Source organism: Runella defluvii (assembly GCF_014195535.1).
In the GTDB taxonomy this organism is placed as follows: Bacteria; Bacteroidota; Bacteroidia; order Cytophagales; family Spirosomataceae; genus Runella; species Runella defluvii.
This window is the reverse complement of record NZ_JACIBY010000022.1, coordinates 1-25,714: the sequence shown is the minus strand read 5'-3', so window position 1 is coordinate 25,714 and position 25,714 is coordinate 1. Positions and strand designations below refer to the sequence as shown.

The 25,714-nt window shown below is 40.4% G+C and carries 20 protein-coding genes; 16 read left to right on the top strand and 4 right to left on the bottom strand.

What is annotated here, in order from left to right:
- Positions 1–4 precede the first annotated feature (4 nt).
- Complete coding sequence (locus tag FHS57_RS28855) at positions 5–445, top strand: DUF1896 family protein (protein ID WP_183979821.1); 441 nt, start codon at positions 5–7, stop codon at positions 443–445.
- The gene (locus FHS57_RS28850; protein ID WP_183979819.1) at positions 435–5,417 is read left to right on the top strand and encodes a helicase-like domain-containing protein; all 4,983 of its coding nucleotides are present in this window, start codon (positions 435–437) and stop codon (positions 5,415–5,417) included. Before FHS57_RS28855 ends, FHS57_RS28850 begins: the two co-directional genes overlap by 11 nt.
- 3 nt (positions 5,418–5,420) lie before the next feature.
- Here the strand turns inward: FHS57_RS28850 and qatD are convergent, their stop codons facing one another.
- The 4 genes from qatD to FHS57_RS28830 are packed head-to-tail and all read right to left on the bottom strand — an operon-like array spanning position 5,421 to position 10,105.
- Positions 5,421–6,143 carry a Qat anti-phage system TatD family nuclease QatD gene (gene qatD / locus FHS57_RS28845; RefSeq protein ID WP_183979817.1) on the bottom strand — a complete coding sequence of 241 codons (723 nt, stop codon included), beginning with the start codon at positions 6,141–6,143 and terminating at the stop codon, positions 5,421–5,423.
- A 1-nt stretch (position 6,144) separates the two neighbouring features.
- Complete coding sequence (qatC, locus tag FHS57_RS28840) at positions 6,145–7,476, bottom strand: Qat anti-phage system QueC-like protein QatC (RefSeq protein ID WP_183979815.1); 1,332 nt, start codon at positions 7,474–7,476, stop codon at positions 6,145–6,147.
- Positions 7,473–8,258: a Qat anti-phage system associated protein QatB gene (gene qatB, locus FHS57_RS28835; protein WP_183979813.1), complete on the bottom strand. Its 786-nt coding sequence runs from the start codon at positions 8,256–8,258 to the stop codon at positions 7,473–7,475. Before qatB ends, qatC begins: the two co-directional genes overlap by 4 nt.
- 2 nt (positions 8,259–8,260) lie before the next feature.
- Complete coding sequence (locus FHS57_RS28830) at positions 8,261–10,105, bottom strand: KAP family P-loop NTPase fold protein (RefSeq protein ID WP_183979811.1); 1,845 nt, start codon at positions 10,103–10,105, stop codon at positions 8,261–8,263.
- A 418-nt stretch (positions 10,106–10,523) separates the two neighbouring features.
- Between FHS57_RS28830 and FHS57_RS28825 the strand changes: the two genes are divergently transcribed.
- The 14 genes from FHS57_RS28825 to FHS57_RS28760 all read left to right on the top strand — a co-directional run.
- Positions 10,524–11,102 (top strand): restriction endonuclease subunit S, encoded by a 579-nt coding sequence (locus tag FHS57_RS28825; RefSeq protein ID WP_183979809.1) that lies wholly within the window; start codon positions 10,524–10,526, stop codon positions 11,100–11,102.
- Positions 11,095–12,606 carry a type I restriction-modification system subunit M gene (locus FHS57_RS28820; protein ID WP_183979807.1) on the top strand — a complete coding sequence of 504 codons (1,512 nt, stop codon included), beginning with the start codon at positions 11,095–11,097 and terminating at the stop codon, positions 12,604–12,606. Before FHS57_RS28825 ends, FHS57_RS28820 begins: the two co-directional genes overlap by 8 nt.
- Positions 12,607–12,618: 12 nt before the next feature.
- The gene (locus FHS57_RS28815; protein ID WP_183979805.1) at positions 12,619–13,776 is read left to right on the top strand and encodes an SAVED domain-containing protein; all 1,158 of its coding nucleotides are present in this window, start codon (positions 12,619–12,621) and stop codon (positions 13,774–13,776) included.
- 2 nt (positions 13,777–13,778) lie between these two features.
- Positions 13,779–14,990 (top strand): nucleotidyltransferase domain-containing protein, encoded by a 1,212-nt coding sequence (locus FHS57_RS28810; RefSeq protein WP_183979803.1) that lies wholly within the window; start codon positions 13,779–13,781, stop codon positions 14,988–14,990.
- A gap of 4 nt (positions 14,991–14,994) precedes the next feature.
- Positions 14,995–15,456 (top strand): type II CBASS E2 protein, encoded by a 462-nt coding sequence (locus tag FHS57_RS28805; RefSeq protein WP_183979801.1) that lies wholly within the window; start codon positions 14,995–14,997, stop codon positions 15,454–15,456.
- Positions 15,457–15,467: 11 nt separating this feature from the next.
- Positions 15,468–16,547 carry a Fic family protein gene (locus FHS57_RS28800; RefSeq protein WP_183979799.1) on the top strand — a complete coding sequence of 360 codons (1,080 nt, stop codon included), beginning with the start codon at positions 15,468–15,470 and terminating at the stop codon, positions 16,545–16,547.
- A complete protein-coding gene (locus FHS57_RS28795; protein ID WP_221225759.1) occupies positions 16,531–17,844 on the top strand; it encodes a restriction endonuclease subunit S in 1,314 nt (437 codons plus the stop codon). The genes FHS57_RS28800 and FHS57_RS28795 overlap by 17 nt, the downstream gene beginning before the upstream one ends.
- A 5-nt stretch (positions 17,845–17,849) precedes the next feature.
- Complete coding sequence (locus FHS57_RS28790; RefSeq protein ID WP_183979796.1) at positions 17,850–18,596, top strand: DUF3800 domain-containing protein; 747 nt, start codon at positions 17,850–17,852, stop codon at positions 18,594–18,596.
- 220 nt (positions 18,597–18,816) lie between these two features.
- Positions 18,817–19,701: a CBASS cGAMP synthase gene (locus FHS57_RS28785; RefSeq protein WP_183979794.1), complete on the top strand. Its 885-nt coding sequence runs from the start codon at positions 18,817–18,819 to the stop codon at positions 19,699–19,701.
- 77 nt (positions 19,702–19,778) lie between these two features.
- The gene (locus tag FHS57_RS28780) at positions 19,779–23,027 is read left to right on the top strand and encodes a type I restriction endonuclease subunit R (RefSeq protein ID WP_183979792.1); all 3,249 of its coding nucleotides are present in this window, start codon (positions 19,779–19,781) and stop codon (positions 23,025–23,027) included.
- Positions 23,014–23,724 carry a M48 family metallopeptidase gene (locus FHS57_RS28775; protein ID WP_183979790.1) on the top strand — a complete coding sequence of 237 codons (711 nt, stop codon included), beginning with the start codon at positions 23,014–23,016 and terminating at the stop codon, positions 23,722–23,724. Before FHS57_RS28780 ends, FHS57_RS28775 begins: the two co-directional genes overlap by 14 nt.
- A 96-nt stretch (positions 23,725–23,820) precedes the next feature.
- On the top strand, positions 23,821–24,123 hold the full coding sequence (locus FHS57_RS28770; protein ID WP_183979789.1) for a hypothetical protein: 303 nt from the start codon (positions 23,821–23,823) through the stop codon (positions 24,121–24,123).
- A 6-nt stretch (positions 24,124–24,129) separates the two neighbouring features.
- The gene (locus FHS57_RS28765) at positions 24,130–24,696 is read left to right on the top strand and encodes a Crp/Fnr family transcriptional regulator (RefSeq protein ID WP_183979788.1); all 567 of its coding nucleotides are present in this window, start codon (positions 24,130–24,132) and stop codon (positions 24,694–24,696) included.
- Positions 24,697–24,766: 70 nt separating this feature from the next.
- On the top strand, positions 24,767–25,714 hold a 948-nt coding region (locus FHS57_RS28760; RefSeq protein ID WP_183979787.1), incomplete at its 3' end, for an MBL fold metallo-hydrolase.

Sequence of the window (25,714 nt, the reverse complement as noted above, 5' to 3'; positions counted from 1 at the left end):
AACTATGCAACAGGATTACTTTACCATCTACTTACAAAGCTATCTGCAAAGCGATTTTTCTGATGTGCTGGCTAAACTCACCACAGAAGAAATAGAGAATCTTGTTTCAGAGCGGGTAAATCAAGCGGCTTCTATTTTTGAGCAAGAACGATTGGCAGGAAAAGACATTCTACAAGCCCAAGAGGTAGCCATTGCTGAACTCACCAATGGGTTATCTTTTTCGACCTATTCGTTTTTAAATAATTTACTCGAAACAGAGTTTCTGTCTGACTATCAGAGACTAACCGCATCAGAGAAACGGCAAACCTTTCTCATTGCAATTTGCCCCTTGCTTGAAAATTTGGTAAAAAAGCACGAAGAATCAGACACGGGCGAGAATCAGCGACTCTGCTACCATTTAATTATCAGTCAACTTGAAAATTTGATTCAAACGCATGGCGTTTAATCCCAAACACCACCTCGTTCAGAATACGGAGGCGATTCGCCTTGCTTTGCGATTACAAAAAGAAAGCAAAGTCCCAACCGAAGAACAAGCCGACCTTATTCGGCACTATGCAGGTTTTGGTGGTATCAAAGCGATTCTGTTGCCATTGGAAGATGACAATGCTTGGCAAACCAAAGCTGATATTGAACTACGTCCCTATGTGCAACTACTGCGGGGAACAATAGAAAATGAAGTAGGAGAACAACGAGCCGATGAATATTGGCAAAGCCTTAAAAACAGCGTTTTGACCAGCTTTTACACGCCACCTGCGGTGATTGAAGCTCTGGGCGAGGCTATCCGAAATACAGGATTTGAGGTAAACAGTTTTTTAGACCCTTCGGCAGGACTGGGGCAGTTCTCAGATGGTTTTCAGCGAGTTGGCTTGCCGCTTTCCAAGCTCCTTTTGATTGAAAAAGACTTACTGACGGCCACGCTGTTAGAAACCCTGCACGGCAAAAACCACGTCAAGCAACAAGGATTTGAAGACATCAGCAGTCGCTACTTGAATACCTTCGACTTAGTAGCCTCCAACATTCCCTTTGGCGACGTGACCGTATGGGATGCGTCCTTTGCCAACAGCAAAGACAAAACCAAACGACAAGCTTGCCGTAGCCTGCATGGTTATTTTTTTACCAAAGCCGTGGACGTGGCCAAAGAGGGTGGGGTAGTGGCCTTTTTAACGACCGATGCTTTGATGAACAGTCCAAGTAATGAACCGATTAGACAGTATTTGATGCGGAATACTAATCTGGTAAGTTCGGTTCGTTTGCCCCACAATTTGTTCACCAACTTTGCAGGAACGAGTGTCGGCACGGATTTAATCCTCCTCCAAAAAGACACGCAAAAAACCAGCTTGAACCAACGGGAGCGGCTTTTCGTCCAAAGCACTCGCCGAGAATATCCAAGTAACCAATATTACGAAGACCTCAGTCGAATTGTTCACAATCAACTGCAATTTGATACTGACCAGTACGGTAAACCCGCCCAAATTTTTACCCATCAAGGTGGTACCGAAGCCATAGGGCAGGAATTGAAAAAAATGCTGGACGAGGATTTGGGTCAGTACCTCAAAATCGTTGCACCAACAGCAAAAATCAGTATTTCTACCAGCAAAGCACCACTTACGCCGCAATTAGACCTTTTTGCCACGATTCAGCCAATCATTGAACCTCAACCCTTTGAGGGTATTAAATATCCTCACTTGAAAGAAGGCTCATTGGTGGAACAAAATGGGGAAGTAGGCAAGGTCTATGAATTGACTGAGAAAAATCCACTTTTTCGTTCCCTCGAAGTTTCAAAAACCCAGCAAGGAAAAGTAAAAAACCTAATTCAACTTCGAGATAACTACCATTTACTTTACAACTTTGAACAGGAATTTCAAGTCGAAAATGCAGGTTTACGTCAATTACTCAACGAATCGTATGACCAATTCAAGCAACAATACAGAGAGTTAAACCGTAAAGAAAACGTAGGGACAGTCTTGCTTGATCCGCAAGGCAAAGAACTGTTGGCCTTAGAACGAGTCAAAGATGGGCAATTTGTCAAGGCCGATATTTTCGAACAATCTGTTGCGTTTTCCTCTAAACAACGAATTGAAACTGCCGAGGATACCTTACTTGCTTCGTTGAATTGGTTTGGGAAAGTGAACATAGATTACATGCAAGAAATCAGTGGCCAAAGCCAAGAAAGGCTGCTGAACCAATTGCAAGACCGGTTACTTTATAATCCGATTCGAGAAGAATACCAAACCCGTGAAATGCTTTTGTCGGGCAACGTTTTTGAAAAACTACAAGCCGTTCAAAACTACTGCGAAACTAACCCCCACAACAACGAAGCTCGCAGAACCCAAGCGGCGCTTGTCGAAAACCAACCCGAAAAAGTCCCTTTTGAATTATTGGAATTCAACTTTGGCGAACGCTGGATTCCGACGCAAGTTTATCAGGATTATTTAAGTCATTTGTTCGACATTCCTATTCGGATTCAATATGCCCAATCCACCGATACTTTCACAGTACGCACCTCTCGCAGTACCCAAAGTAATGCTAAAATTACCACCGAATATGCCGTCAATGCCCAAACCCGTACCTACGACGGTCTTGATTTAGCCGAATATGCCTTACTGAATACCAATCCGCATATTACTAAGAAATTGTACGATGGCGGGCAGGAAGTTACGGTCAAAGACCAGGAGAAAACCCAATTGGCCGCCGGCAAAATTGAACAGATTCGTAATCAGTTTCCCACTTGGTTAAATGAGCAACCAAAAGAACTCAAAACCGACATAGAACAGCGTTACAACCAACTGTTTAACTGTTATGTCAAACCCCAATACGACGGTCAGCATCAACAATTCCCGCACCTCAATTATAAAAACTTAGGTATTCCGAGTCTGTACCAAAGTCAAAAAGATGCCGTGTGGATGTTGTTGCAAAACGAAGGCGGCGTAGCCGACCACGAAGTAGGTTCGGGAAAAACCCTGATTATGTGCGTAGCGGCTTATGAGATGAAACGGTTGGGGATCGTCAACAAACCAATGATTATTGGCCTGAAAGCCAATGTCCACCAAATCGCCGAAACTTTCCAATCAGCCTATCCCGAAGCCAAATTATTGTACCCGCAAGCCAGCGATTTTAGCCCCGAAAACCGAGTCAAGCTATTCAATGACATCAAAAACAATAATTGGGATTGTATTATTCTGACCCACGACCAGTTTGGCAAAATCCCCCAATCGCCGAAAATTCAGCAAAAGACTGTTCAAGCCGAATTAACAAATGTAGAGTTGGATTTGGAAGTAATGCGGCAACAAAACAACGAAGTATCGAAAGCGGCTCTGAAAGGTTTGGAAAAACGCAAAGCCAATCTGACGGTAGAGATGTCCCGTATCAATCACCAACTCAAAGAAAAGAAGGACGATGTGCCCGACTTTCAGCAGATGGGTATAGACCATTTATTTATTGACGAAAGCCACCGTTTCAAAAACCTGATGTTTACGACCCGTCACAACCGAGTGGCAGGCTTAGGCAATCAAGAAGGAAGCCAAAAGGCCATCAACCTACTATATGCCATCCGAACCATGCAGCAACGAAAAGACAAAGACCTCTGCGCCACGTTTTTATCGGGAACAACCATCAGTAATTCACTTACCGAGCTGTATTTGATTTTCAAGTACCTGCGTCCTAAAGAACTCCAAAAACAAAACATCGTTAATTTTGACGCTTGGGCGGCGGTGTATGCCAAGAAAACCACCGATTTTGAGTTTTCGGTGACCAACAATTTGATTCAGAAAGAACGTTTTCGCTATTTTATCAAAGTGCCTGAACTGGCGATGTTTTACAATCAAATCACCGATTTTAGGACGGCAGACATGATTGGAATTGAACGTCCAAAATTGAACCAAAAGCTCGTTCATGTGCCGCCGACCCCTCAGCAAGAGGACTTTATTCATAAGCTGATGAAGTTTGCAGAAACTGGCGATGCAACGTTGTTGGGTCGTCCCAAACTAAGCGAAGGCGAAGAAGCCGCTAAAATGTTGATTGCGACGAACTACGCCAAAAAGATGGCCTTGGATATGCGCTTGCTCAATCCCCATTATGATGACCATCCCAACAATAAAGTAAGCCAATGCGCCAAGAAAATGGCTGAACATTACGAGCAAACCAAACAGCACAAAGGAACGCAGTTGGTTTTCTCGGATTTGGGAACCTACAAAGCTCACCAATGGAATGTGTATAGCGAATTGAAACGAAAGTTGGTAGAAGACTATCACATACCGCCCAACGAAATTAAATTCATTCAAGAATGCAAAAACGAAGCCCAACGAACCAAACTCTTTGCCGACACCAACGCAGGTAAAGTAAGAATCTTGTTGGGTTCGACCGAAATGTTGGGAACGGGGGTAAACGTACAACAGCGGATTGTGGCCATGCACCATTTGGATATTCCTTGGAAACCTTCGGAATTAGACCAACGTATAGGAAGGGGCGTTCGTAAAGGAAACGAGATAGCGAAATTATACGGCAATCAAGTTCACAACTACGTGTACGCCGTCGAAAAGACCTTGGATAATTACAAATTCAATCTGTTGCAGAACAAGTCCTTGTTCATTAGCCAAATCAAGAACTCCAATCTGGCCACTCGACGGATTGACGAAGGTAGTTTGGACGAGAAAAACGGCATGAATTTTAGCGAGTACATCGCCATTTTGTCGGGCAATACGGATTTATTGGAAAAGGCCAAGATTGAAAAACGACTGGGCAGATTAGAGTCAGATTTATTGATTTATAACAAGGATGTGGTACAGGCAAAGCAGCGTTTAGAAGGAAAAGAACAGCAAGCGAACAAAGGAGAAACGCAATTGAAAAAAGTGGAAGCTGACCAAATTCATCTCAAAAAAATAAACGCTTATGACGAAAATGGGAAGCTGAAAGGACAGCTCGTTATTCTCGATTTGGAGAGTAAAGACCCCAAAGAAATCGGTAAAAAACTTATCATTATTGACAAAAACAACCGCAATTCCGAACCGAAAGTGGTAGGAGAGTTGCACGGTTTTAAGTTGGAAGTAACGACGATTACCAATTTTGTCGAAGGCTATGCCCAGCGAGAAAACCATTTTTCGGTGGTATCACCCAACGGCATCAAGTACCAGCACAATGGTGGACAAATGCCTCGAACGCCCGAAATTGCGGCGCAGTTTGTCCACAATGCCCTCGAAAAAATCCCCAAAATTTCTGAAGACCAGAAAAAGCGGTTAGTAGATTTCAAAAAGGACATTGACCAACTGAAAGAATTTGTGTCAAAGCCGTGGCCACACAAGCACGAACTCACTCAGCTTCGACAGGATCTTCAACGAATTGAAAAGAAGATTCAGGATTCGCTGACGGAGAAGATTTCGGAAAAGAAAGAGGAGCAGAGGAAGGGGGTGAAGATTGGGTAGGTGTTAAGATAAAAGCTGGAAAAAGTTTTGATATACCTGTTTTTTTAAATCATTAGGGTGCATATTTCTAATCAAACTAATCGCTTCGATAGTTTGATTCATATTAAGTGGTGAGGCATTATTTTTAGAATTTATCTTTTGAAATGGCCCATCGGATTCAGTAAGTATTCGATCTATGGGAATAGAATTTATTATCTTACTCCCATTCTGGTTTTTTGACATAGAGAAGTTGACTGAGAAATTGAAACCAAATTCTAATGCTTTTTCTAATGGTTTTAGTCCGCCCGAATACCAATGCAAAATCACTTTACCGGGGAATTTTCTCCCAATTATTTCAATGACCTCTTCTTCGGCACCTCTTGAATGAATAGAAAGTATTTTGTTTCCTGCCTGAGCACAGATATCTATAATTTTCTCAAAAACTTGCTTCTGTATTTCAAAATCTGCCCCCTTCTTATTGTCTAAACCAATTTCACCAACGTAGCGGGTTTGATGGATAAGTTCTTTAAATAATAATATTTCTTTCGCTCGTTCAGAGGCAAGTTGGGGGTGTAAGCCCAATGCCGCTCGAATGAATTTTTTGTTTTTTGCTTGATTTTGAGTAAAAAAGAAAACAGAAGGCGTATTTGTGACTGCAATTGTATAAATTTTTTCGTGTTCAATTAAGTCAGCAAACTTATTGTCTTCAAAAAGGTCTAAATGGCAATGAGTATCAATGAAGTACATTTTAGGTGTTATTGATGAATGAAGCTACTTCTCCAATTCCATTTTGATACATACTGACGCACTTTTCAAGGCTTGATTGCCCGAGGAAAGATAATGGTCCTGAACGCAAAATGTGAAACAACAATTGTCTTTGGTTCATCGAATTTGTTTCTTGAATAGCAAGTTTGAATGCTCGCAAATCACTGCTCCTTTTTTGATTAGCAGGAATAGCATCTTGTAATACATCCTTAAAATAATAGGCATCTCTTAGCCCGTTTTTTGTTAGTGCAGCCCGACGAATTAAACATGGAACGCAGTAGCCACAATGTTGGTTGGGTTTGTCACCTTCAAGGCGCATTACATCTGGGTGAGAGCAAGAAACTGTTTTTTGGAAATGTTCTTTAAAAAAGTTAAGATTTTTGCAATTGTTAATCATTTCACCCTTTGTGCAGTATAGGTAAGGGTTGTCAAGTGTATTTAAAATGCCAAGCTCGGTAAGTAACTCTTGAAAAGTATTGAGGTAAAATGGATGTGTGGTTCGGGTGCTATTACTACCTAATCGGGTTGAGGTCAATGGTACATTAAGTGAAATAAACCCATTTTCAGGAATAATTAATGGAACATTTTCACCAAAGCTATGAGCCACAGCCAAGCCCAGACAAATGAATAGAAAAGAACGTCCACGAGATGAATTCTCTTTTTCTATGCCTTTTCTGTGCATAGGTTGAACATAAAACTGAAAGTGTTTAAATGAATTTTTCCCATACGATGTTTCAAAAGCCGTAACAATCTCATTTTGAGTTTTGCTTTCAGCACCACCTCTTTTATAGTGGCTCACAAAAGCAATTTTTTCCTTAGTTTCTAATAAGTCAATCGCACCGATGAAAGAATCTAAGCCGCCAGATAATAGACAAGCATTTGTTATTTGTAATGGATTTTTTGGACTGTATGGTTTATAAACGTTTAAGTTATCTTTCCTAAAATTAAATTCCCAAAAATCTCCTGTCAGAAAAGAGAGCATTTTTTCAATAATTGGCTTATTTCCTGCCCAAAGTTCAGGCTTTAATACAGGTACATGACATATAAAGTGTCTTGACCAACTAAGATACCCTTGATGCCTTCTTGAAACTAATTGGTCTGTTGTATAGACAAATAGACCAATTTTTAATAAATCCCACATTGCGGTACTTAAAGTTACTTGATTGGTTTTTAGTAGTTCAAAGACTTTCTCAGCAACCAAAGTTTCGGCATCAAGGGCGTGTAAATTGATGGTAATGGCTTTTTCGACATTGCCCAAATCAAGAGAAAAATTATCCTCTGTATGGGTTTTCAAAATAATATGAGTTGCGTTCATTTTGATTGTTCTATAAATGAATAAGCTGTTTCAAATATGGAGTCCATATTTTTGTCGGTTTGAACAGACCGATAATCATAGTTAATCATATTCTGATTACTAAAAGCATTTCTCACTTCTTCTTTTATAAAACTTCGTGCTTCTTCTTCTGTTGAAGCGACAACAGAAATATCTACCATTTTTTTCTCAATTGCGATGCCTGTTTCATGTATCCAACGGGAAAAAATAAATGCAGTTACTGCCGTAAGCATAGCTTCTTGTATATCTTCTTGATTTAGGTTTTCAAGCGTATCAACATTGCGGCCCTCAGTTTCATACTTTTCCCAAAGGCAATCCAGTGCTTTCAAAATAGCTTCTCGAATATAATCATCTTGTGGAATGCCCCCAGAAGGGGCAAATTTGTCTGCAATATTGGCAAAAACAATCTGTACAGGTTTGCCAATACAGTTTTGTAATCCATACTCTGCTAAGGTTTCATTAAATCCAGACCCTGAAACACTGGATAGAAAACCACCAAACCCTCCAATTGCTTGGCTTCCTTTCTGGGAGGAACGAGCTGCTGACTTTGCGCCACCCAAACCCCTTACATAACTTCGAGCAGCATTTCCAATTGAAGCACCAGATGTGCCGCTTACAACTCTACCCAAAGCACTTTTTGCCCCTTGCCATTTACCATTTTTTGGCGTTTCTTCTTGGGGATTTATGTCATTATCTACATTAGCCCATGAAGGAAGTAAAGAAGAGTTAGGTTTCGACCCACCAAATGAACTGGATGTTCCCATATTTATTTTAGTTTGGCAGCATTAGCTATATTTTTATTAGAAGATTCTGACCATTTTTTTAACAGTAATTGCCCTTGTTGATTTGTTGTATTTGAAAGTACCCGTTTTACTACGGATATTGCAGGGATAGGTAAGTTCTTTTCGGGTATGCTATCTAAAAATAAATAAAGAGAAACGTGTAATTCTATCCTCAAAGCGCAAAAGTCAAGTAAGTATTGAAGCATTGAATCCTCCCAAGAAGGTTTCCCTTCGACTTGTCTTATTTTTTCTGCCATAGTCTCAAAAATCGCATTCGCATCATTAGAACTCAGTGTTGTGACTGATTTTAATCCCATAGTTCGTTTAACCTGACTTTTATCGGTTATTTGTAGGAAACTCTCTTTTGCAATTTGAGACATTTTTTGGACAAAAATATCGGTCATACTTGAAGTGTCACGAGCGATATAAAAATATTCGCTAACATTTTCATCCGCAAGTTGAGGCTCTATTTTAAGCCAAGTCGAAAACCATTTATCGTCTTTTATGGCGGTGATTTCTTCGGATATAGATGGGGACTTCGTTTTGTCGGTGTAATTGACTATCTCAGTTTCTGCATTTTGAAGCTGTTTTAAGATACCGTGTTGCTTTTCTTGCCATTGACTAAACTTTCTAAATATTTCGGATTTACAATATTCTAATAGCATTAACTTAGCCAGTATTTGTTTTTTCAAAGAAATACCCTTTTGCTCGGCTACTTCCATACGCATCAAAAGCATGTTTAAGAATCTCTTTGCTTGTCTTGGGTTGCCATTTAATCCTTGGGCAAGCAGTGGGGTAATTTGATAAGACGTTTCCAAAGAATCTTTTAAATCTTCTGGTATTTTCCAATTTATTTTTTCTGCAAACTCGTTAGCGTTTTTGGTAGAGAAGCCTTCTCGCAAATTTCCGTTTTTTCTGTCCTCATTTAGAACTTTTGTAAGCGAAGTGATAGATAAAAGTGGGCAATGCAGAGAAACAAATAATAGGTTAATATAGGTTGTAAGTTCGGCAGCAGTTAAGGGAGGGATGATTACGGGGAATTGAATAAGTTTCTCCAAATAATCTCTACCTACTTCTGTACGGTCTCTATCGTCTGGTATTTCGGGAAATCGCTTTCTGACAGCATATTTTATGAGACGTTCATCCGCACCAATTACAAAAATTGTCTTCTTAGAAAACAAAAATAGCTTAATTGCTTCAAGTGTTCCGATAATTGTATCGGGCATGCAACGATCTAAATCGTCTATGAATACGATAATTTTCTTCAATTTAGTTTCTTCCAGAAGCTCATCAAAGTCTTCGTGAAAGGAGTGCAGACCATTTCGTAATGTTTTTTCAAACTGTTTGCCTTCTGATTTACCTAAATCTTTGAGGTAATTGGTATAATCAAAGTCCTTCATGCCTTCAATAGAAGAGGCAACTATGTTCCCAACTGGACCAGCGACAGCAAAAGCCATAGCGTGCTTAGCAACGGCCCCTGCAACTTTCATGTAGTCTATACGCTTTAACAAATTAGCACTTAGAAGTAATGCTTTGTTTGAAAGTGTCTTCTTTTTAGCAATCTCCTCAATAAGCTGACCTATTAAAACTGTCTTGGCATCCTCATATCCTTCAAAAAGCCAACCATTAAAATGTATTGTTAATATATCTTCGAATCCGTTATATCGGTTGTAAAGCATCTTCATTAGACTTGACTTCCCACTGCCCCAATTGCCAAAAATGCCGATACTGCATGGATGTAAAACATCGGTGTCTATGATTTTAGAAGTAGCCTTTATCAATGGCTCAAAATCAATAAAATCTAATTCGGTCTCGTTATCAGCCCACATAGGTAGTCTTTGATTGTTTTAGTGCAATTTAATATTATATCCGTACATTTTTTCCATAAGCTCTGGTGAGTAGTTGCTTATTTACCGACATCAACTGTTGTTATAAGTGATACGCATCGGTGGGGTATTGTGATGTCTCGATTACAATTCATCCAAAATGGATACCATAGACTTCGATAACATCCAAATGAAGCACGATTTCGGAGTCGGGTATCGTCTGTCAGCAACAAGTACACACTTTTTTGAAAATTAATATGCCTGCCAATCCTGCTCGGAGAGGTTTCGGTCTAAGGTTATAGACTCATAAATCTTAATCATTTCTTTAAGGATAATATCACAAATAATCATTACATAAAAATAAAATAAAAAATAATTAGACTATTTGAACTAAAAATCATCATTGTATTGTTAATAAGCTATGAAACCAATTAAAGAAATAGCGGAAATTCTCTTTGGTGTATATGCCAAAGAAAGAAGCGCAACTGGCGGGGTGTTGTACTTGCAAATTGGTGACTTTGATGCCTATGGAAATCTGGTTTTAGGCAAAGATAAATCTTATATAAACCAAACTGAAATTAATAACGAAAGACAATTCTTAACTTCTGGTGACATACTTTTACCAGCCAAAGGGCTAAAAAATGCTGCTTTTCATATCAATGAACATCATTTGCCTGCTGTGGCATCTTCGCTGTTTTTTGTGATTCGACTACAAGATAGAACCATCTTGCCTCAGTTTCTTGCCATCTATCTGAATCACCCAGCAACTCAGTCAAAAATAAAGGCCATGATTAGTTCTACTTTGACTGTACCTGTTTTGAACAAAAAAGAGTTCCAAGAGTTGCCTGTACCTATAATTTCATTGGCTGAACAAAAAGAAATCATTCAATTGCACCACATTTACCAACAGGAACGAGCAATTACGATTCAATTACTCGAAAAAAAAGAACAACTATTTCACGGGATATTCACTCAAATCATCACCCAAGACCATGTCTAAAATCATTACCCAATCAGAGATTAACAATGCCGTTTGGAAAGCCTGTGATACATTCAGGGGGGTAATAGACCCCAGTCAGTACAAAGATTATATCTTGACTTTTCTGTTTGTGAAGTACCTGTCTGACTTATGGAAAGACCGCTACAACTACCATCTGAACCGCTACGATGGCAACACCGAACGAACCGAAAGAGCCATGCGAAACGAACGTTTCCAATTGCCCGAGCATTGCCAATACGACTATCTCCATACTAATCGCAACGAACCCAACATCGGCGAACTTATCAACGAAGCACTTGAAGAGTTGCAAGACTCAAACCGTACTAAGCTGGAAGGCGTATTTCGGAATATTGATTTCAATTCAGAGTCGAATTTAGGGCAGACCAAAGACCGTAACAGACGCCTGAAAAACCTCATTGAAGATTTCAAAAATGTCGATTTAACACCGTCACACTTGGAGTCAGCGGACATTATTGGTGATGTTTACGAATTTTTAATTGAACGTTTTGCCTCCGACGCAGGCAAAAAGGCTGGGGAGTTTTATACGCCTTCACCAATTGCTACACTTTTGGCAGCCTTAATGAACCCTCAGCCAGGCAATCGCATTTGTGACCCTACTTGCGGTTCAGGTTCTTTATTGATTAAAGTCGCTCAAAAAATTGGCTCTAATAATTTCTCCATATACGGCCAAGAGGTAAACGGCTCAACGTATGCGCTTGCCCGTATGAACATGTTCTTGCATGGTATGGACGATGCTACCATCCGTTGGGGCGACACTATTAATAACCCGCTATTGCTGGAAGGCGACAATCTGATGAAGTATGACATCGTCGTAGCCAATCCGCCATTTTCACTTGATAAGTGGGGAGCCGAAGACGCAGGGCATGATCGTCATAATCGTTTTTGGCGGGGAGTTCCACCGAAATCAAAAGGTGATTTCGCCTTTATTAGCCACATGATAGAAACCGCCTATGAAGGTAAAGGTAAAGTGGGCGTAGTTGTGCCGCATGGCGTGTTGTTCAGAGGTGCAGCCGAAGGCAAGATTCGCCAGCAACTTATCGAAGACAACGTGCTCGAAGCCGTCATTGGTTTGCCTGCCAATCTATTCTTCGGAACAGGCATCCCTACTGCCATCATGGTGTTTAACAAAGGCAAACAAACCTCCGATGTACTCTTTATTGATGCTTCTAAGGAATATGCAGAAGGAAAAAATCAAAACTCACTCAGCACGGAAAATATCAATCATATTACAGAAACATACAGAGCGTTTCAAACCTCCAAATCAACAGCAGGAATAATTGAATCTAAATATGCCTATCGTGCTGATATTGAGGAAATACGCCAAAACGATTACAACTTGAATATTCCTCGTTACGTGGACACATTTGAGGAAGAACCAGAAATAGATCTGAAAGCTACCCAAAGCGAGATTGATAATCTTGAAAACCGATTGACCGATATTAAGCAGCAAATGAAAGCCTATTTGCAGGAATTAGGAATCTAAGTAATTACAGCCATGAAAAACGAGGGAGAAAAAAAGAAAAAGAATAGAAAAGAAATTCCAGAGAAAGTAGTAAATCTGCTTTGGGCAAGAGCCGCAGGTAGGTGTCAGTATGAAGGATGTAATGAGATTCTTTCACGGGACATCCTCACAAAAAGAAACTATAATGCTGCATACATTGCTCACATTATCGCAGCAGAACCAGACGGACCAAGGGGAGATATAATTTTATCACCTAAACACTGTCAGGACTTTGAGAACCTGATGCTAATGTGTGACAAACATCATCGTTTGATTGATAGAATTGAAGTTGTAAGCCATTCCATCGAAAGACTTGTAGCAATGAAACGACGGCATGAGGCACTGATAGAGCGCTTGACTGATTTCAAGGATAAAACAGAGTCTGAAATTTTACTTTTTGGGGCGAATATCGGTAATCAGAAGGTTTTATTAACGTATAATGATGCCTTTGATACGATTTCGGAGAAGTATTATCCGTCAAGTAATTACGGAATAGAATTAGGGTTGCTAAATAGCGGTGTAATTGATCATCGAGAAGAGTTCTGGGTAATGGAAGAAGCTAACCTAAGAGCAAATTTTGGTGATAAAATAAAGCAAAAACAGGAAAAAGGTACAATCAAACACCTATCCGTTTTTGGGTTAGCTCCCCAGCCTTTACTGATTCTTTTGGGTAGCCTATTGGGTGATTTACACCCAACGGAGGTTTATCAGCTTCATCGAGAGCCGAAAACATGGAAGTGGTTGAATGAAATGGACGAGGTAACTTTTGAGATAATCAAACCTCAAAATAGTTACTCGACCGTTGCTTTGGTATTTGCGTTGAGCGCTACCATTATGGAAGACCGTATCGTGAGCGTATTAGGTGAGGAATGTTCGATTTGGACATTTACAGTGAACAAACCCAACAATGACTTTCTGAGAAATAGAGAGCAATTGGCACGGTTTAGAACGGAATTGCGATTGCTCTTGAATGAAATAAAGGCCCGCCATGGTCAAAATAACCTCATTCACGTATTCCCTGCAATGCCCAGTGCCATGGCAATTGAATTGGGAAGAGTAAGAATGCCTAAGGCAGACTTACCGATGCTCGTTTACGACCAAAATTTTCAAAACCCAGCCAGTGGGTTTTACCAAACAATCAAAATTGATTAAAAATGACCCCAGAAATAGACAGAGAGTACAGCAAAATTCTTGATAAAATTGCTGAAAAATTAGACCTTACAGATACCCAGTATGAAATTGCCACACGGAGTTATCAAGCCGTAGCAAGTTGGTTAGATGCCCCCGATTCACCATTAAGACCATACCGTCCGCATATCAGCCCACAAGGGTCTTTTAGGTACGGAACAGTGATTAGACCGCTCTTGGAAGATGAAGAGTACGACGTTGATTTGACTTGTAAACTACATATCTCCGAAAGCCAAGTTACACAACAGCGGTTAAAAAAAGTAGTAGGTGATCGCTTGAAAGCGAATGAAACTTACAAGCGTATGCTTGCGCCCGAAAAACGGAGATGTTGGCGACTGCAATACAATGACCAGTTTCGTTTTCATTTAGACATCGTACCGTCTATTCCTGATAGCCCTCAGTATATTCAGCAACTCACTTCGTTACTGGCTGTACCTCGTTCGCTGGCCATTCATGCCCTTTGTATTACGGACAATGAAACTTGGCATACCGACATTGATTTTCCTAAGAGTAATCCCGAAGGCTATGCCTTGTGGTTTTTGCAGTGTATGAGGGTTGAGTTTGACCGCCGTCGTTTACTTTTGGCAGAGCAGTTGAAAAAAAGTATGGATGCTATACCCGAATACCAAGTGAAAACTCCCTTACAGCGGGTAGTGCAACTTTTGAAACGCCACCGAGACTTATGCTATGGCGACAATCCCAATGCACCTATTTCGATAATTATTACGACCCTTGCAGCCAAAGCCTACCAAAACGAAACCGATATTTTTGTAGCCCTACGCAATGTACTGAGCCGAATGGCAAGTTTTATTGAGCTGGATGAGCAAGGTAATAGAGTTGTTAAAAACCCCGTAAATCCACTCGAAAACTTTGCTGATAAATGGGCAGAGAATCCCGAAAAAGAACGACTGTTTTTTGAATGGCTAAACCGTGCAAGGGGAGACTTTGAACAGCTCGCTCAAAAAAGAGGGCGCCCCGAACTATCAGTACCTTTGAAAGAATATTTTGGTGAGGGTGTAGTAAATAAAGCCCTCAACGAGATAGCTGAACAAACGTTGAAAGAACGAGAAGCCAATCGTCTCTTTATGGCCGCAGGAACAGGTATTTTAAGCTCACAACATACGCCCAAAAGTGTACCCGTAACCCAACACAATCCGTATGGGAGCCATAAAGATTAAAAAAATGACTCCTATTATGCAGGGAGCAAGGTTGAAAACCTTGTTCCCGTTGTCTGATTTTACGGTACTGGCACACGGTTTGGGTATCAGGTGGAAAGGGGGCATACAGCCCAATCCCATTAGTCAACTCTATCAAATAAGCGTAACATACTTCCAAGGTAAGCCGCCAATTACCAAAGTTCACTCTGCGTTGTTCATCCCCGAAGGCAAAAAACTCCCTCATGTATATTCGCAGAACAAGCAGGAGCTTTGCCTCTATTATCCCAAAAATAATGAATGGTACAGCGGTTTATGGATTGTAGAAACCATTGTCCCTTGGGCATCAGAATGGCTATATCATTACGAAAACTGGGTAGCTACTGGCGATTGGAAGGGTGGTGGAATTGAGCACGAACAACCCAGCAAAGTAGAGGTAGAATCAAAGAAAAGATTTAGTGTATTACTACCCAAATTATTGAAACGCTAACCAAGCCCAACATGGAATACACCATACCGCTACTGCCACTACCCCAAGACATCGAAACAAGGGTTGTATTGAAAAAAACAGCCAAGGCACACCAACAGTTAGCTGAACTGAAAGGTATTGCCCAAACCATCCCTAACGATGCCATCATTATCAATACGCTGGCTTTGCAAGAAGCCAAAGACAGTTCGGCTATCGAAAATATCATCACTACGCACGACGAACTTTACCAAAGTGATGCCCTCAAACGTCACTTTGCAACTATGGCCGCCAAAGAGGTGCATAGCTACGCCCAAGCCCTCAAACACGGCTATGGGCAGGTTCGTTTGCACGGCATCCTGACCAACAATTACATTATTCAGATACAGGGCATCATCGAAGAAAACAGTGCGGGTTTTAGGAAATTGCCAGGAACCGCCCTCAAAAATGAACAAACTGGCGAAACCGTTTATACCCCTCCACAGACCCACGACCAAATTGTGGCGTTGATGCAAAACCTCGAACAGTTCATCAATGACTCGGAAAGCTCAGACCTCGACCCCTTGGTAAAAATGGCCATCATTCACCACCAGTTTGAGAGTATTCACCCGTTTTACGACGGAAACGGCCGCACGGGACGTATCATCAATATTTTATACTTGGTTAAAGAAGGGCTGCTGACACTCCCCATTCTGTACCTCAGCCGCTACATTAATCAGCACAAAGCCGAATATTACCGCCTGCTGCAACAAACCCGCCAAGCCCAAGATTGGGAACCGTGGCTACTGTTTATGCTCGAAGGCGTGGCTCAGACAGCCCAGCAAACCACCCAAATGATTGTAAACATCAAAACCCAAATGCAGGAGGTGAAGCATACCATGCGGAGCCAACTCCCCAAAATATACAGCCAAGACCTACTCAACAACTTGTTTAACCACCCCTACACCAAAATTGAGTTTGTGATGAACGAGTTGTTATTGAGTAAACCCACGGCTATCAAATACCTCGACGCACTCATTGAAATAGGTATTTTGCAAAAACACAAAATAGGACGAGAAACCTATTATATCAATCAACGGCTTTTTGAAACGATTATGAATGTCCCTAAACTGTAAAGAAAATGCCATTTTTCTTTACCTATTCTCAAAACAAGTAAACAAAACCGCCATTTTCTTTACCTATTTTACCTCTATGAACAACCCCAAACACACCCTCCCCAACGGCTGGTCCCTCAAAAAATTAGGGGAAGTATTCAATATTACATCAGGTACAACACCTTCAAGAGCCGTAAATGAATATTTTGAAAAAGGAACTCATTTATGGGTTAAAACCACAGATTTAAACAATCACTTCATCAACGATACCCAAGAAAAAGTAACTGATTTGGCAATGAAGGAGACATCTCTAAAAAAAATGCCAGTGGGAACGGTATTGGTAGCGATGTATGGCGGGTTTAATCAAATAGGGCGAACAGGTCTTCTTCAAAAAGAAGCAAGTGTAAATCAGGCTCTTTCAGCAATTCTTCCAAACTATGAAGTTGTTGAACCCTACTTTTTGTTGAACTGGCTAAATTGTAAAATAGAAGATTGGAAAGGTTTTGCGGCAAGTAGTCGAAAAGACCCCAATATCACAAAAAGTGATGTGGTTAGTTTTCCTATTATACTCCCCCCCCTTCCCGAACAGCAGAAAATAGCGGCCATATTGGGCACTTGGGATACGGCCACCCAAACCGCCACTGCCCTACTGGCCCAACTCGAAAAACGCAAAAAAGGACTCATGCAACAACTCCTTAGCCCAAAAACCGACTGGAAAGAAGTGAGATTGGGGGAGATAGGGAGCACATTTAATGGAATTACGGGAAAGTCGGCAGAAGATTTCGGAAGAGGGAAGCCATATATTACTTATCTCAATATCTTCAAAAATACCATAATTGATTTGTCAGATGTTGGATTAGTTGATATTTCACAAACAGACAATCAAAATGAGGTTCGATACGGTGATATTTTTTTTACTGTATCGTCAGAAACACCCGATGAAGTGGGCATGTCTTCTGTATTTCTTCGAAAAATAGAAGGCTACTACTTGAATAGTTTTTGTTTTGGATTTAGGCTAAATGATTTTGAAACTCTACTTCCAGAGTTTGCAGGGTATTTGTTTCGTTGTAGAGAATTTAGAATTGAGATGTACAAATTAGCGCAAGGCTCAACAAGGTTCAATATTTCAAAAGGGGAAGTAGTAAAACTCAAAATCAACCTTCCCCCCCTCGCTGAGCAAATCCGCATTGCCGAAATCCTGAACGCTGCCGATGCTGAGATTCGGGAAACGAAGGCGTATTTGGAGCAACTCAAAGCCCAAAAACGGGGGCTGATGCAGCAGTTATTGACGGGAAAGGTGCGGGTGAAAACAACCTAACAACTATGCAAATCATGTACGTGGACGAAAGTGGAGACAACGGATGCTCAAAATATGGTTCACAGCACTATATTTTGAGTGGGATTGTCGTGAGTGAAGACGATTGGCAAGAATCACTGAATAGGATGAAAGCGTTTCGCAAACACCTAAAAGACACCTACGGATTGTTGATTAGAACCGAACTTCATGCTGCTGAATTGATACGGGTCGGTAAAATCGAAGAGTATAAAAAAATACATAAGTCTCAAAGAATCAATATTTTGAAAGAATTTGTACGCCAAATACCCATCATTTTCAATAATGCAGTTATTATCAATATTGTACTGAATAAAAATAATTTTCCAAAAGAGACAAATTTTCAAGAACTGGCTTGGGCAAGACTTATTCAACGTTTTGATACGTATTTAAAAAAAATGCATAAAGGCCGTGGAATTATCGTAAGCGATGATTGTCAAGATGCAAATATCAGAAAACTATTACGCAAAATGCGAGTATATAATCCAACCCCATCGCATTATGAGGGGTTTTATAACGTACCCGTGGACAATATCATTGAAGATATTTTTATGCGTAGTTCTCAACACTCGATGTTCATACAAGCGGCAGATTTTGTAGCACATACACTTTATCGCAAGGAGTTTCCCAAGGGTAGTTTGAAGAAATTTGGTTTAGATAAAATTTTTGATGAATTGGAATCTATTTTGCTAAAAAAAGCCAGTAGAAACGATCCACTCGGAATTGTCAGAAAATGAAAAAGCCCTGGTTACAAACCAAGGCTCAAAAGGATTTTGATTGTTGCGGCCCGATACAAACAAGGGTTTGACCGAGTCGACTTGATGCAAAAGTGTTTAAATATTTGAATATTTCCAAATAAAGTACAATGTTTTTTGTACAATGTACAATAAAGGTCAACTAAATCACCCTAAAACACAAAACTAAGTGTACACTTAGTAATTATAAAATGAGAACGTCATGGCAAATTGTCATCAACAATTCATCACCTATCGGAGTAACTTGGATATACCAAGGACGACCTTTGACCGCTTGAAAACTGCCCAATATGGGGTAGAAAAACAACTGAGGAAGTATTTCGATAAAAGGGAAGGGTATAATGTAAAGGGTTTCAAGGTACAAGGTTCAAAAAGTATCAGCACCATGATTCGCAAGCAAGGCGATACCGTGGACATAGATTTTGGGGTCTATTTTTATCCTAAACCCAATGTACAACCTGCTACACTTATTGAGCGAGTCTATAATGCTCTACACGAATTACGTACTGTATATGCACCTACTCGAAAAAACAAATGTGTTAGAGTAGAATATGTTGAGAAATCAAAAATCCACATTGATGTACCTATTTTTTATTTAGAACAGCTAAGGGGAGAGCGCAATCCACAATTGGCTACTCGAAACGGTTGGATTTCGAGTGATGCAACCGAATTTGAGGCATGGTATAAAGAAAATAAGGGCAGTAGAAATGTTCAATTGACGCACATTATTCGCTACCTAAAAGGTTGGGCAACTTACCACGGCCAACAGATTGAAATGCCCAAAGGAGTGGCTATGACCGTTTTAGCAGCTACCCATCACGAAAAACACAGTCGAGATGATATAGCATTTTTAGAAACCATAGTAAGTATCAGGCAAACTCTTAAAAGGGGTTTTAGTTGTAATATGCCAGTAAAACCGAATGATGACTTGTTGAGAAATATAAATACATTGCCAAAGCGACAGGCGTTTTTTCGCCTTCTTGATGCCCTCATAGAAGATGGAGAAATCGCTGTTAAAACAACAAAGAAAGAGAAAGCAATCCAGCTTTGGCGAAAGCATTTAGGTAAACATTTTCCAACCTATTAACATTTTACAGGCAAGATTTTGCAACCGTTTAACCACTGAAAATCATTGAAGAAGCAAATAATTAAACGTCTAAAATTATGAATCACTCCTACCGAGAAGACGATATAAGCCAAATACCCGCTCTGCTGGCCTTGCAAGCCATAGGGTACAAGTATTTGACCCCTTCCGAAGCCCTTAAACTTCGGGGTGGCAAGACCAGCGGCATCGTATTGGAGGAGGTTTTGCGGGAACAAATACATAAAAACAACGCTTTTCGCTACAAAGGTCGAGAACATAGCTTTTCAGAAACCAACATAAGCAATGCCATCTATGCATTACAAGATTATCCGCTGCAAGAGGGGTTTATGGCCTCAAACAAATACATCTATGACCTCATTACACTTGGGAAGAGTTTTGAAGAGACGATTTTGGGAGACAGAAAAAGCTATACACTACACTATATAGATTGGCATAATATCGCTAATAACGTTTTTCATGTAACAGAAGAACTCAGTGCTCAGCGGTCTAATCGTTCTGATGGGGCTGCCACCAGTCACTATCGTCCCGATATTGTTTTGTACGTCAATGGCATTCCGTTGGTGGTGATAGAGTGCAAAAGCCCCAAGATTGATAGACCCCTCAGCCAAGCCATATCACAGCATTTACGCAACCAAAACGAAGACGGCATCCGTGGTTTGTACGTGTTTTCCCAGCTTTGTATGGCCCTGTGCGAAAACACCGCCCAATATGGCACCACCGCCACCGAAGAGGCGTTTTGGGGAGCATGGCGAGAGCAATATACCAACAGACAAGCCGAAGAAAATCAAAAAGCAGTCTTACAGACCCTCAAAAACGAAAGCATTAACAATATCATTTATTGGAATAACCTATTGCGCAATGAAGAGCGAACAGGGCAATATAACCCATACCAAGAAGCCATCGGAGCGGAGTGGAGTATCACAAGTCAGGACGAACACCTATACAATATCTGTCGTCCCGAAAGGCTCTTCGATTTGATTTTTAACTTTGTAGTTTATGACGCTGGTGCCAAAATCATCGCTCGATATCAGCAATACTTTGGCGTTCGGAAAACCTTAGAGCGGCTCAAAATTTCAAGCCCTTCGCCCGTAGTACCAGGCGTTATGGTGCGGACTGGCGGTGTGATTTGGCACACGCAGGGGAGTGGCAAATCTTACACGATGGTCATGCTTGCGCAGTTACTGGCCATGGAAAAAACAATTCCAAATCCGAAAATTATCTTAGTAACTGACCGTGTAGAATTAGACGACCAAATTTACCAGACTTTCGCCAAGTGCGATAAAGAAGTAGTACAAGCCAAAACAGGCAACGATTTAGTAGTCTATTTAAGCCAAAGCTCGGATGCCATTGTTACAACCATTATCAACAAATTTGATGCTGCCGTTAAAAAAATGACGGAGGCCATTACCACTCCAAATGTTTTTGTACTCGTAGATGAAGGACACCGTACCCAATACGGCACGCTGAATGTAAAAATGCAACGGGTGCTGCCCACGGCTTGTTTTATTGCATTTACAGGTACTCCCTTGATGAAGAAAGAAAAGAATACCGCTGCTAAGTTTGGTGGTATCATAGACAGCTATACCGTATCTGATGCCGTAGCCGACGGGGCAATAGTGCCGCTGTTGTTTGAGGGCCGTTCACCGCTTTTCAACGTCAACGAAAGACCCTTAGACAACTACTTCAATAAGATTTCGGAGCCGTTGAATGACTATCAGCGGGCGGATTTGAAGCGAAAATTTAGCCGTCAAGATACGCTTACGGCAGGGGAGCAGGTGATTTATGCCAAGGCTTGGGATATTTCTAAACACTATAAAGACAACTGGCAGGGAACAGGCTTCAAAGGGCAATTGGTAGCGCCCAACAAGCAAGCCGCCGTAAGGTACAAACGGTTTTTAGACGAAATTGGGTTGGTATCAAGTGAAGTATTGGTATCGCCACCCGACGACCGAGAAGGAACAGAAGATGCCTACGGCCACATTAGCGATGAGGTGTTGATGCACTGGAAAAAGATGCTGGATAAGTACGGTACCGCCAAAAAATACGATGAAACCCTACGGCAAGCCTTCAAAAAAAGTGATACACCTGAGCTCATCATCGTGGTTGATAAACTACTGACGGGCTTCGACAACCCTCGCAATGTAGTGCTGTATTTGTGCAGAAAGCTACGGGAGCATACGCTTTTTCAGGCCATAACCCGAGTAAATAGAAAATATGCAGGCAAAGAGTTTGGTTACATCATTGATTACGACGGTGTCATTGAAGAATTAAACCGTACCCTTCAACTATATACGAGTTATGAAGACTACGATAATAAAGACTTGGAAGATACCATCACCAATATCCAAGAAGAGATTCAGCAATTGCCGCAGGCTCATTCAATGGTTTGGGACATATTCAAAACAATAACAAACAAGAAAGACTCGACAGCATACGAAAATTTGCTTTCAGATGAAGCGTTAAGAACCTTGTTTTTTGAAAGGCTATCTCGCTTCGCTCGATTGCTTAAAATGGCACTTTCTTCGTATCAATTTGCCACCCAAGCCCCTGAATCAGAACAAGAAAGATACAAAAATGACCTTGCCTTTTTTCAGAATTTACGAAAAACCGTTATTCAAATCTATTCATTAGAAATTGACTATAAGCAGTTTGAAGGACAAATACAGAAGCTGATAGACACCCACGTATCTGCCGATGAAATTGTTAGCATTACCCATCAAGTCAATATCTTTGACAGAGAAAAATTTGAAGCGGAGGTTCAAAAAATAGTAGGTACTGCCTCAAAAGCACACGCTATTGCCAGTCGAACTCAGAAGACCATTACGGAAAAAATGGAAGAAGATCCCGCATTTTACAAGCGGTTTTCGGAGATGATTAAAGACACCTTAGAAGCCTATCGGCAACAGCGGATTAACGAAATTGAGTTTTTGAATAAGGTCAATGAAATTAAGGAGTCTGTTTTAAATCGTAAGTCGGACGATATACCCGAGTTACTTCAAGGTAGAGATACGGCCCAAGCGATTTACAGAATTTTAGCAGAAAAAGGAATGGAAACTTTAATAGGTCAAACAACATTGTTAACGATTCATATTGATGACACGATTCAAAAAATCGTGTTTACTGGTGGCGTTGCTATTATTGATTGGCAAAACAAAAGTGAAGTAGTAGGAAAATTGAGAACGGCGTTTGATGATTTACTGTGGGATTTCAAAAGCGATTATGGCTTAGACTGGAATATGAGTACGCTTGATGATTTAATTGAAAAGTTTATTAACCTTGCCAAGGTTCGTTTCAATGGAAAACCATAGTATCAAATTTGGCTCAACAGAAATTATGTTTTCGATTAAATATCGGAAGCGTAAAAGTTTGGAAATTACGGTTTATCCCGACGGATTGATAGCAGTAATTTCCCCAATAGATGCCACGATAGAACAAATCAAGGAAAAGGTATATCGCAAAGCTGCTTGGATAATAAAACAACTGGATAATTTTCAGCAGTTTCAACCCAAAACTACTCCCCGAAAATACGTTTCGGGTGAGACGCACTATTACTTAGGTCGGCAATATCGTTTGAAGGTCATCGAATCGCCGAAGCAAGAAGTGGTTTTCCGAGGCGGATATATTGAAGTTTACACCATTGATAAATCAAATAAAATAACAATTAAGAGAGCATTGGAAAAATGGTATATAATAAAAGCGAAAGAAAAGTTTGGGCCTATTTTTAAGAAGTGTCTTGAAAAATTACCATTGGAAGAAGAGCGTAAAGAAAAACTTCATTTCAAGATACTCTCAATGTTCAAGCGTTGGGGAAGTTGCACTGTTGCAGGAAACATATTACTCAACCCTAATCTTATCAAAACTTCAAAAGCCTGTATTGAGTATGTAATTTTGCACGAGTTATGTCATTTAGTGATTCCATATCATAATACGGCATTTTATGAGTTGCAAACGAGATTAATGCCTGATTGGAGAGAGTTGAAGAAGAGATTGGATTTATCAGTATAGTAATTATTAAATGATTTTATAACGGAATTATCACGATATAATTTTGATATATAAAAATCTTCAATTATCTTTACTATAAGATAACCGCTTACCCTTATGCCTCAATTAGACCGCTCCAACTTCAAATACAACGCCAAAGTCTTTGAAAAAACCTGCCTTTGGTGTGGAACCATTTACTTTGCCAGTCGCTCAACGGCTAAATATTGTTCAGCTACTTGTCGTGGTTACGCCAACCAAGCCAAAGCCGCCGAACAAGCCGTGCCTTATGACGAAACAGAAAAGATGATCTCCGCCCTGCTTTCCGAAAATGCCTATTTGAAAGGACAATTGCAAAGGTACGTAACCGACAATGAGACGTTAAGAAAGGAATTGGAACGTTTTCAATCAAATGGTAATTAAAAAATCATGAAAGAACTCTTGATGTATTTTAACCGATTTCAAGCATTGCCAAAAGAGGCTGAAATAGCCATTACTGAAATATGTTCTACCCTTAGTATCAAGAAAAACGAAAATCTCCAATCCATTGGACACACTTGCCGAACCATTTATTTTGTCAAAAAAGGTATCGCACGAATTTATTATTACAAAGACGGGATTGACATTACAGAATCTTTTTCCACCGAGAACACCATAATTGCACGAGTTGAAAGTCTTTTTACGGGTACTCCCTCCCGAAAAGCCATTCAGATTGTGGAAGATGCCGTAATTGTCGCTATCAATGCCCATAAGTTGTTCCAACTTTACGACACTTTTCCATCAATTGAACGACTTTTTAGAAAAATTTTTGAGCGTGCTTATGTCGAAACAGTCAACCGAATCGAAAGTATCCAATTCCATTCCGCAGAGGAACGATATTTGGCTCTTCTGCAAGACACCCCCAACATCGTACAACGGGTTCCCCTCAAATGTATCGCTTCTTATTTGGGCATTACACAGGTAAGTTTGAGTCGGATTAGAGCCAACATTAAGTGATTATTTAACAAATGTAAAAGGATTGCATTTGTAGCTGTCTGACCTTTGTGAAGAACTAATCCCCTCTACAATGGCAACAGTCAAAACAATTGATACTCAGACACTGAGTGATTGGTTGGCGACGGACAAAAAAGTGTCTATTTTAGACATTCGCCCTTTATCCGAAAGAACCGAGTGGCACATTCCACAAAGTATCCACTTAAACGTTTACGAAAATTTAAAGGCAGGAAACAGAGACGCATTCGATTTTTTGCTTCTTGATAAATTACTTCCCATAGTTACTTTGTGTGCAGGTGGAAACCTAAGTCTTTTTGCTACCGAATTATTATCCGAAAATGGCTATGACGCTTATTCGCTTGAAGGTGGTATGAAGGCGTGGAATTTTGCATGGGATACAGCTATTATCGAACTCGGCAACGTTAAAATCATCCAAGTTAGGCGATTAGCAAAAGGATGTTTATCCTATATAATTGGTGCAGGCCATAAAGCGATGGTTATTGATGCCTCGCTTCACCCTTCCATTTATTTGAACCTTGCTGTTCAACATGGGTATGTCATTGAAAAAGTAGCCGATACGCATATCCACGCAGATTATGTTTCGAGAACCAAAGAATTAGCAAAAGCCACGGGAGCAGCGCATTTGATGCTTGATTTGGCAGAGGTCAATTACGACTTTATACCTGTCAAAAATGGAACAGAATTGTTGTTGGGTAACACACCCATAAAAATTATTCATACGCCTGGACATACACTCGAAAGCACCTCTTTTCTAATTGAGGATAGTGTTTTACTGACAGGTGATACTTTATTTATAGATAGTGTTGGACGACCTGATTTAAAAGCCAACGAACACGAAACTTGGCTGAAAGCAGCAATGCTTTATGATACACTTCACTTGATTACAGCATTGAACGATAATGTTGAAATTCTACCTGCCCATACCTCAAAGTCAATTGAAATCGGGCAAGGAATTATTTCATCGAGCTTAGGTCAAATCAAAAAGTCAATCACAATGTTA

What these genes read in the sequence shown, in the direction of transcription:
- FHS57_RS28855 (WP_183979821.1), top strand. Translation starts at nt 5, where the DNA reads ATGCAACAGGATTACTTTACCATCTACTTACAAAGCTATCTGCAAAGC.
- FHS57_RS28850 (WP_183979819.1), top strand. Translation starts at nt 435, where the DNA reads ATGGCGTTTAATCCCAAACACCACCTCGTTCAGAATACGGAGGCGATT.
- qatD (WP_183979817.1), bottom strand. Translation starts at nt 6,143, where the DNA reads ATGTACTTCATTGATACTCATTGCCATTTAGACCTTTTTGAAGACAAT.
- qatC (WP_183979815.1), bottom strand. Translation starts at nt 7,476, where the DNA reads ATGAACGCAACTCATATTATTTTGAAAACCCATACAGAGGATAATTTT.
- qatB (WP_183979813.1), bottom strand. Translation starts at nt 8,258, where the DNA reads ATGGGAACATCCAGTTCATTTGGTGGGTCGAAACCTAACTCTTCTTTA.
- FHS57_RS28830 (WP_183979811.1), bottom strand. Translation starts at nt 10,105, where the DNA reads ATGTGGGCTGATAACGAGACCGAATTAGATTTTATTGATTTTGAGCCA.
- FHS57_RS28825 (WP_183979809.1), top strand. Translation starts at nt 10,524, where the DNA reads ATGAAACCAATTAAAGAAATAGCGGAAATTCTCTTTGGTGTATATGCC.
- FHS57_RS28820 (WP_183979807.1), top strand. Translation starts at nt 11,095, where the DNA reads ATGTCTAAAATCATTACCCAATCAGAGATTAACAATGCCGTTTGGAAA.
- FHS57_RS28815 (WP_183979805.1), top strand. Translation starts at nt 12,619, where the DNA reads ATGAAAAACGAGGGAGAAAAAAAGAAAAAGAATAGAAAAGAAATTCCA.
- FHS57_RS28810 (WP_183979803.1), top strand. Translation starts at nt 13,779, where the DNA reads ATGACCCCAGAAATAGACAGAGAGTACAGCAAAATTCTTGATAAAATT.
- FHS57_RS28805 (WP_183979801.1), top strand. Translation starts at nt 14,995, where the DNA reads ATGACTCCTATTATGCAGGGAGCAAGGTTGAAAACCTTGTTCCCGTTG.
- FHS57_RS28800 (WP_183979799.1), top strand. Translation starts at nt 15,468, where the DNA reads ATGGAATACACCATACCGCTACTGCCACTACCCCAAGACATCGAAACA.
- FHS57_RS28795 (WP_221225759.1), top strand. Translation starts at nt 16,531, where the DNA reads ATGTCCCTAAACTGTAAAGAAAATGCCATTTTTCTTTACCTATTCTCA.
- FHS57_RS28790 (WP_183979796.1), top strand. Translation starts at nt 17,850, where the DNA reads ATGCAAATCATGTACGTGGACGAAAGTGGAGACAACGGATGCTCAAAA.
- FHS57_RS28785 (WP_183979794.1), top strand. Translation starts at nt 18,817, where the DNA reads ATGGCAAATTGTCATCAACAATTCATCACCTATCGGAGTAACTTGGAT.
- FHS57_RS28780 (WP_183979792.1), top strand. Translation starts at nt 19,779, where the DNA reads ATGAATCACTCCTACCGAGAAGACGATATAAGCCAAATACCCGCTCTG.
- FHS57_RS28775 (WP_183979790.1), top strand. Translation starts at nt 23,014, where the DNA reads ATGGAAAACCATAGTATCAAATTTGGCTCAACAGAAATTATGTTTTCG.
- FHS57_RS28770 (WP_183979789.1), top strand. Translation starts at nt 23,821, where the DNA reads ATGCCTCAATTAGACCGCTCCAACTTCAAATACAACGCCAAAGTCTTT.
- FHS57_RS28765 (WP_183979788.1), top strand. Translation starts at nt 24,130, where the DNA reads ATGAAAGAACTCTTGATGTATTTTAACCGATTTCAAGCATTGCCAAAA.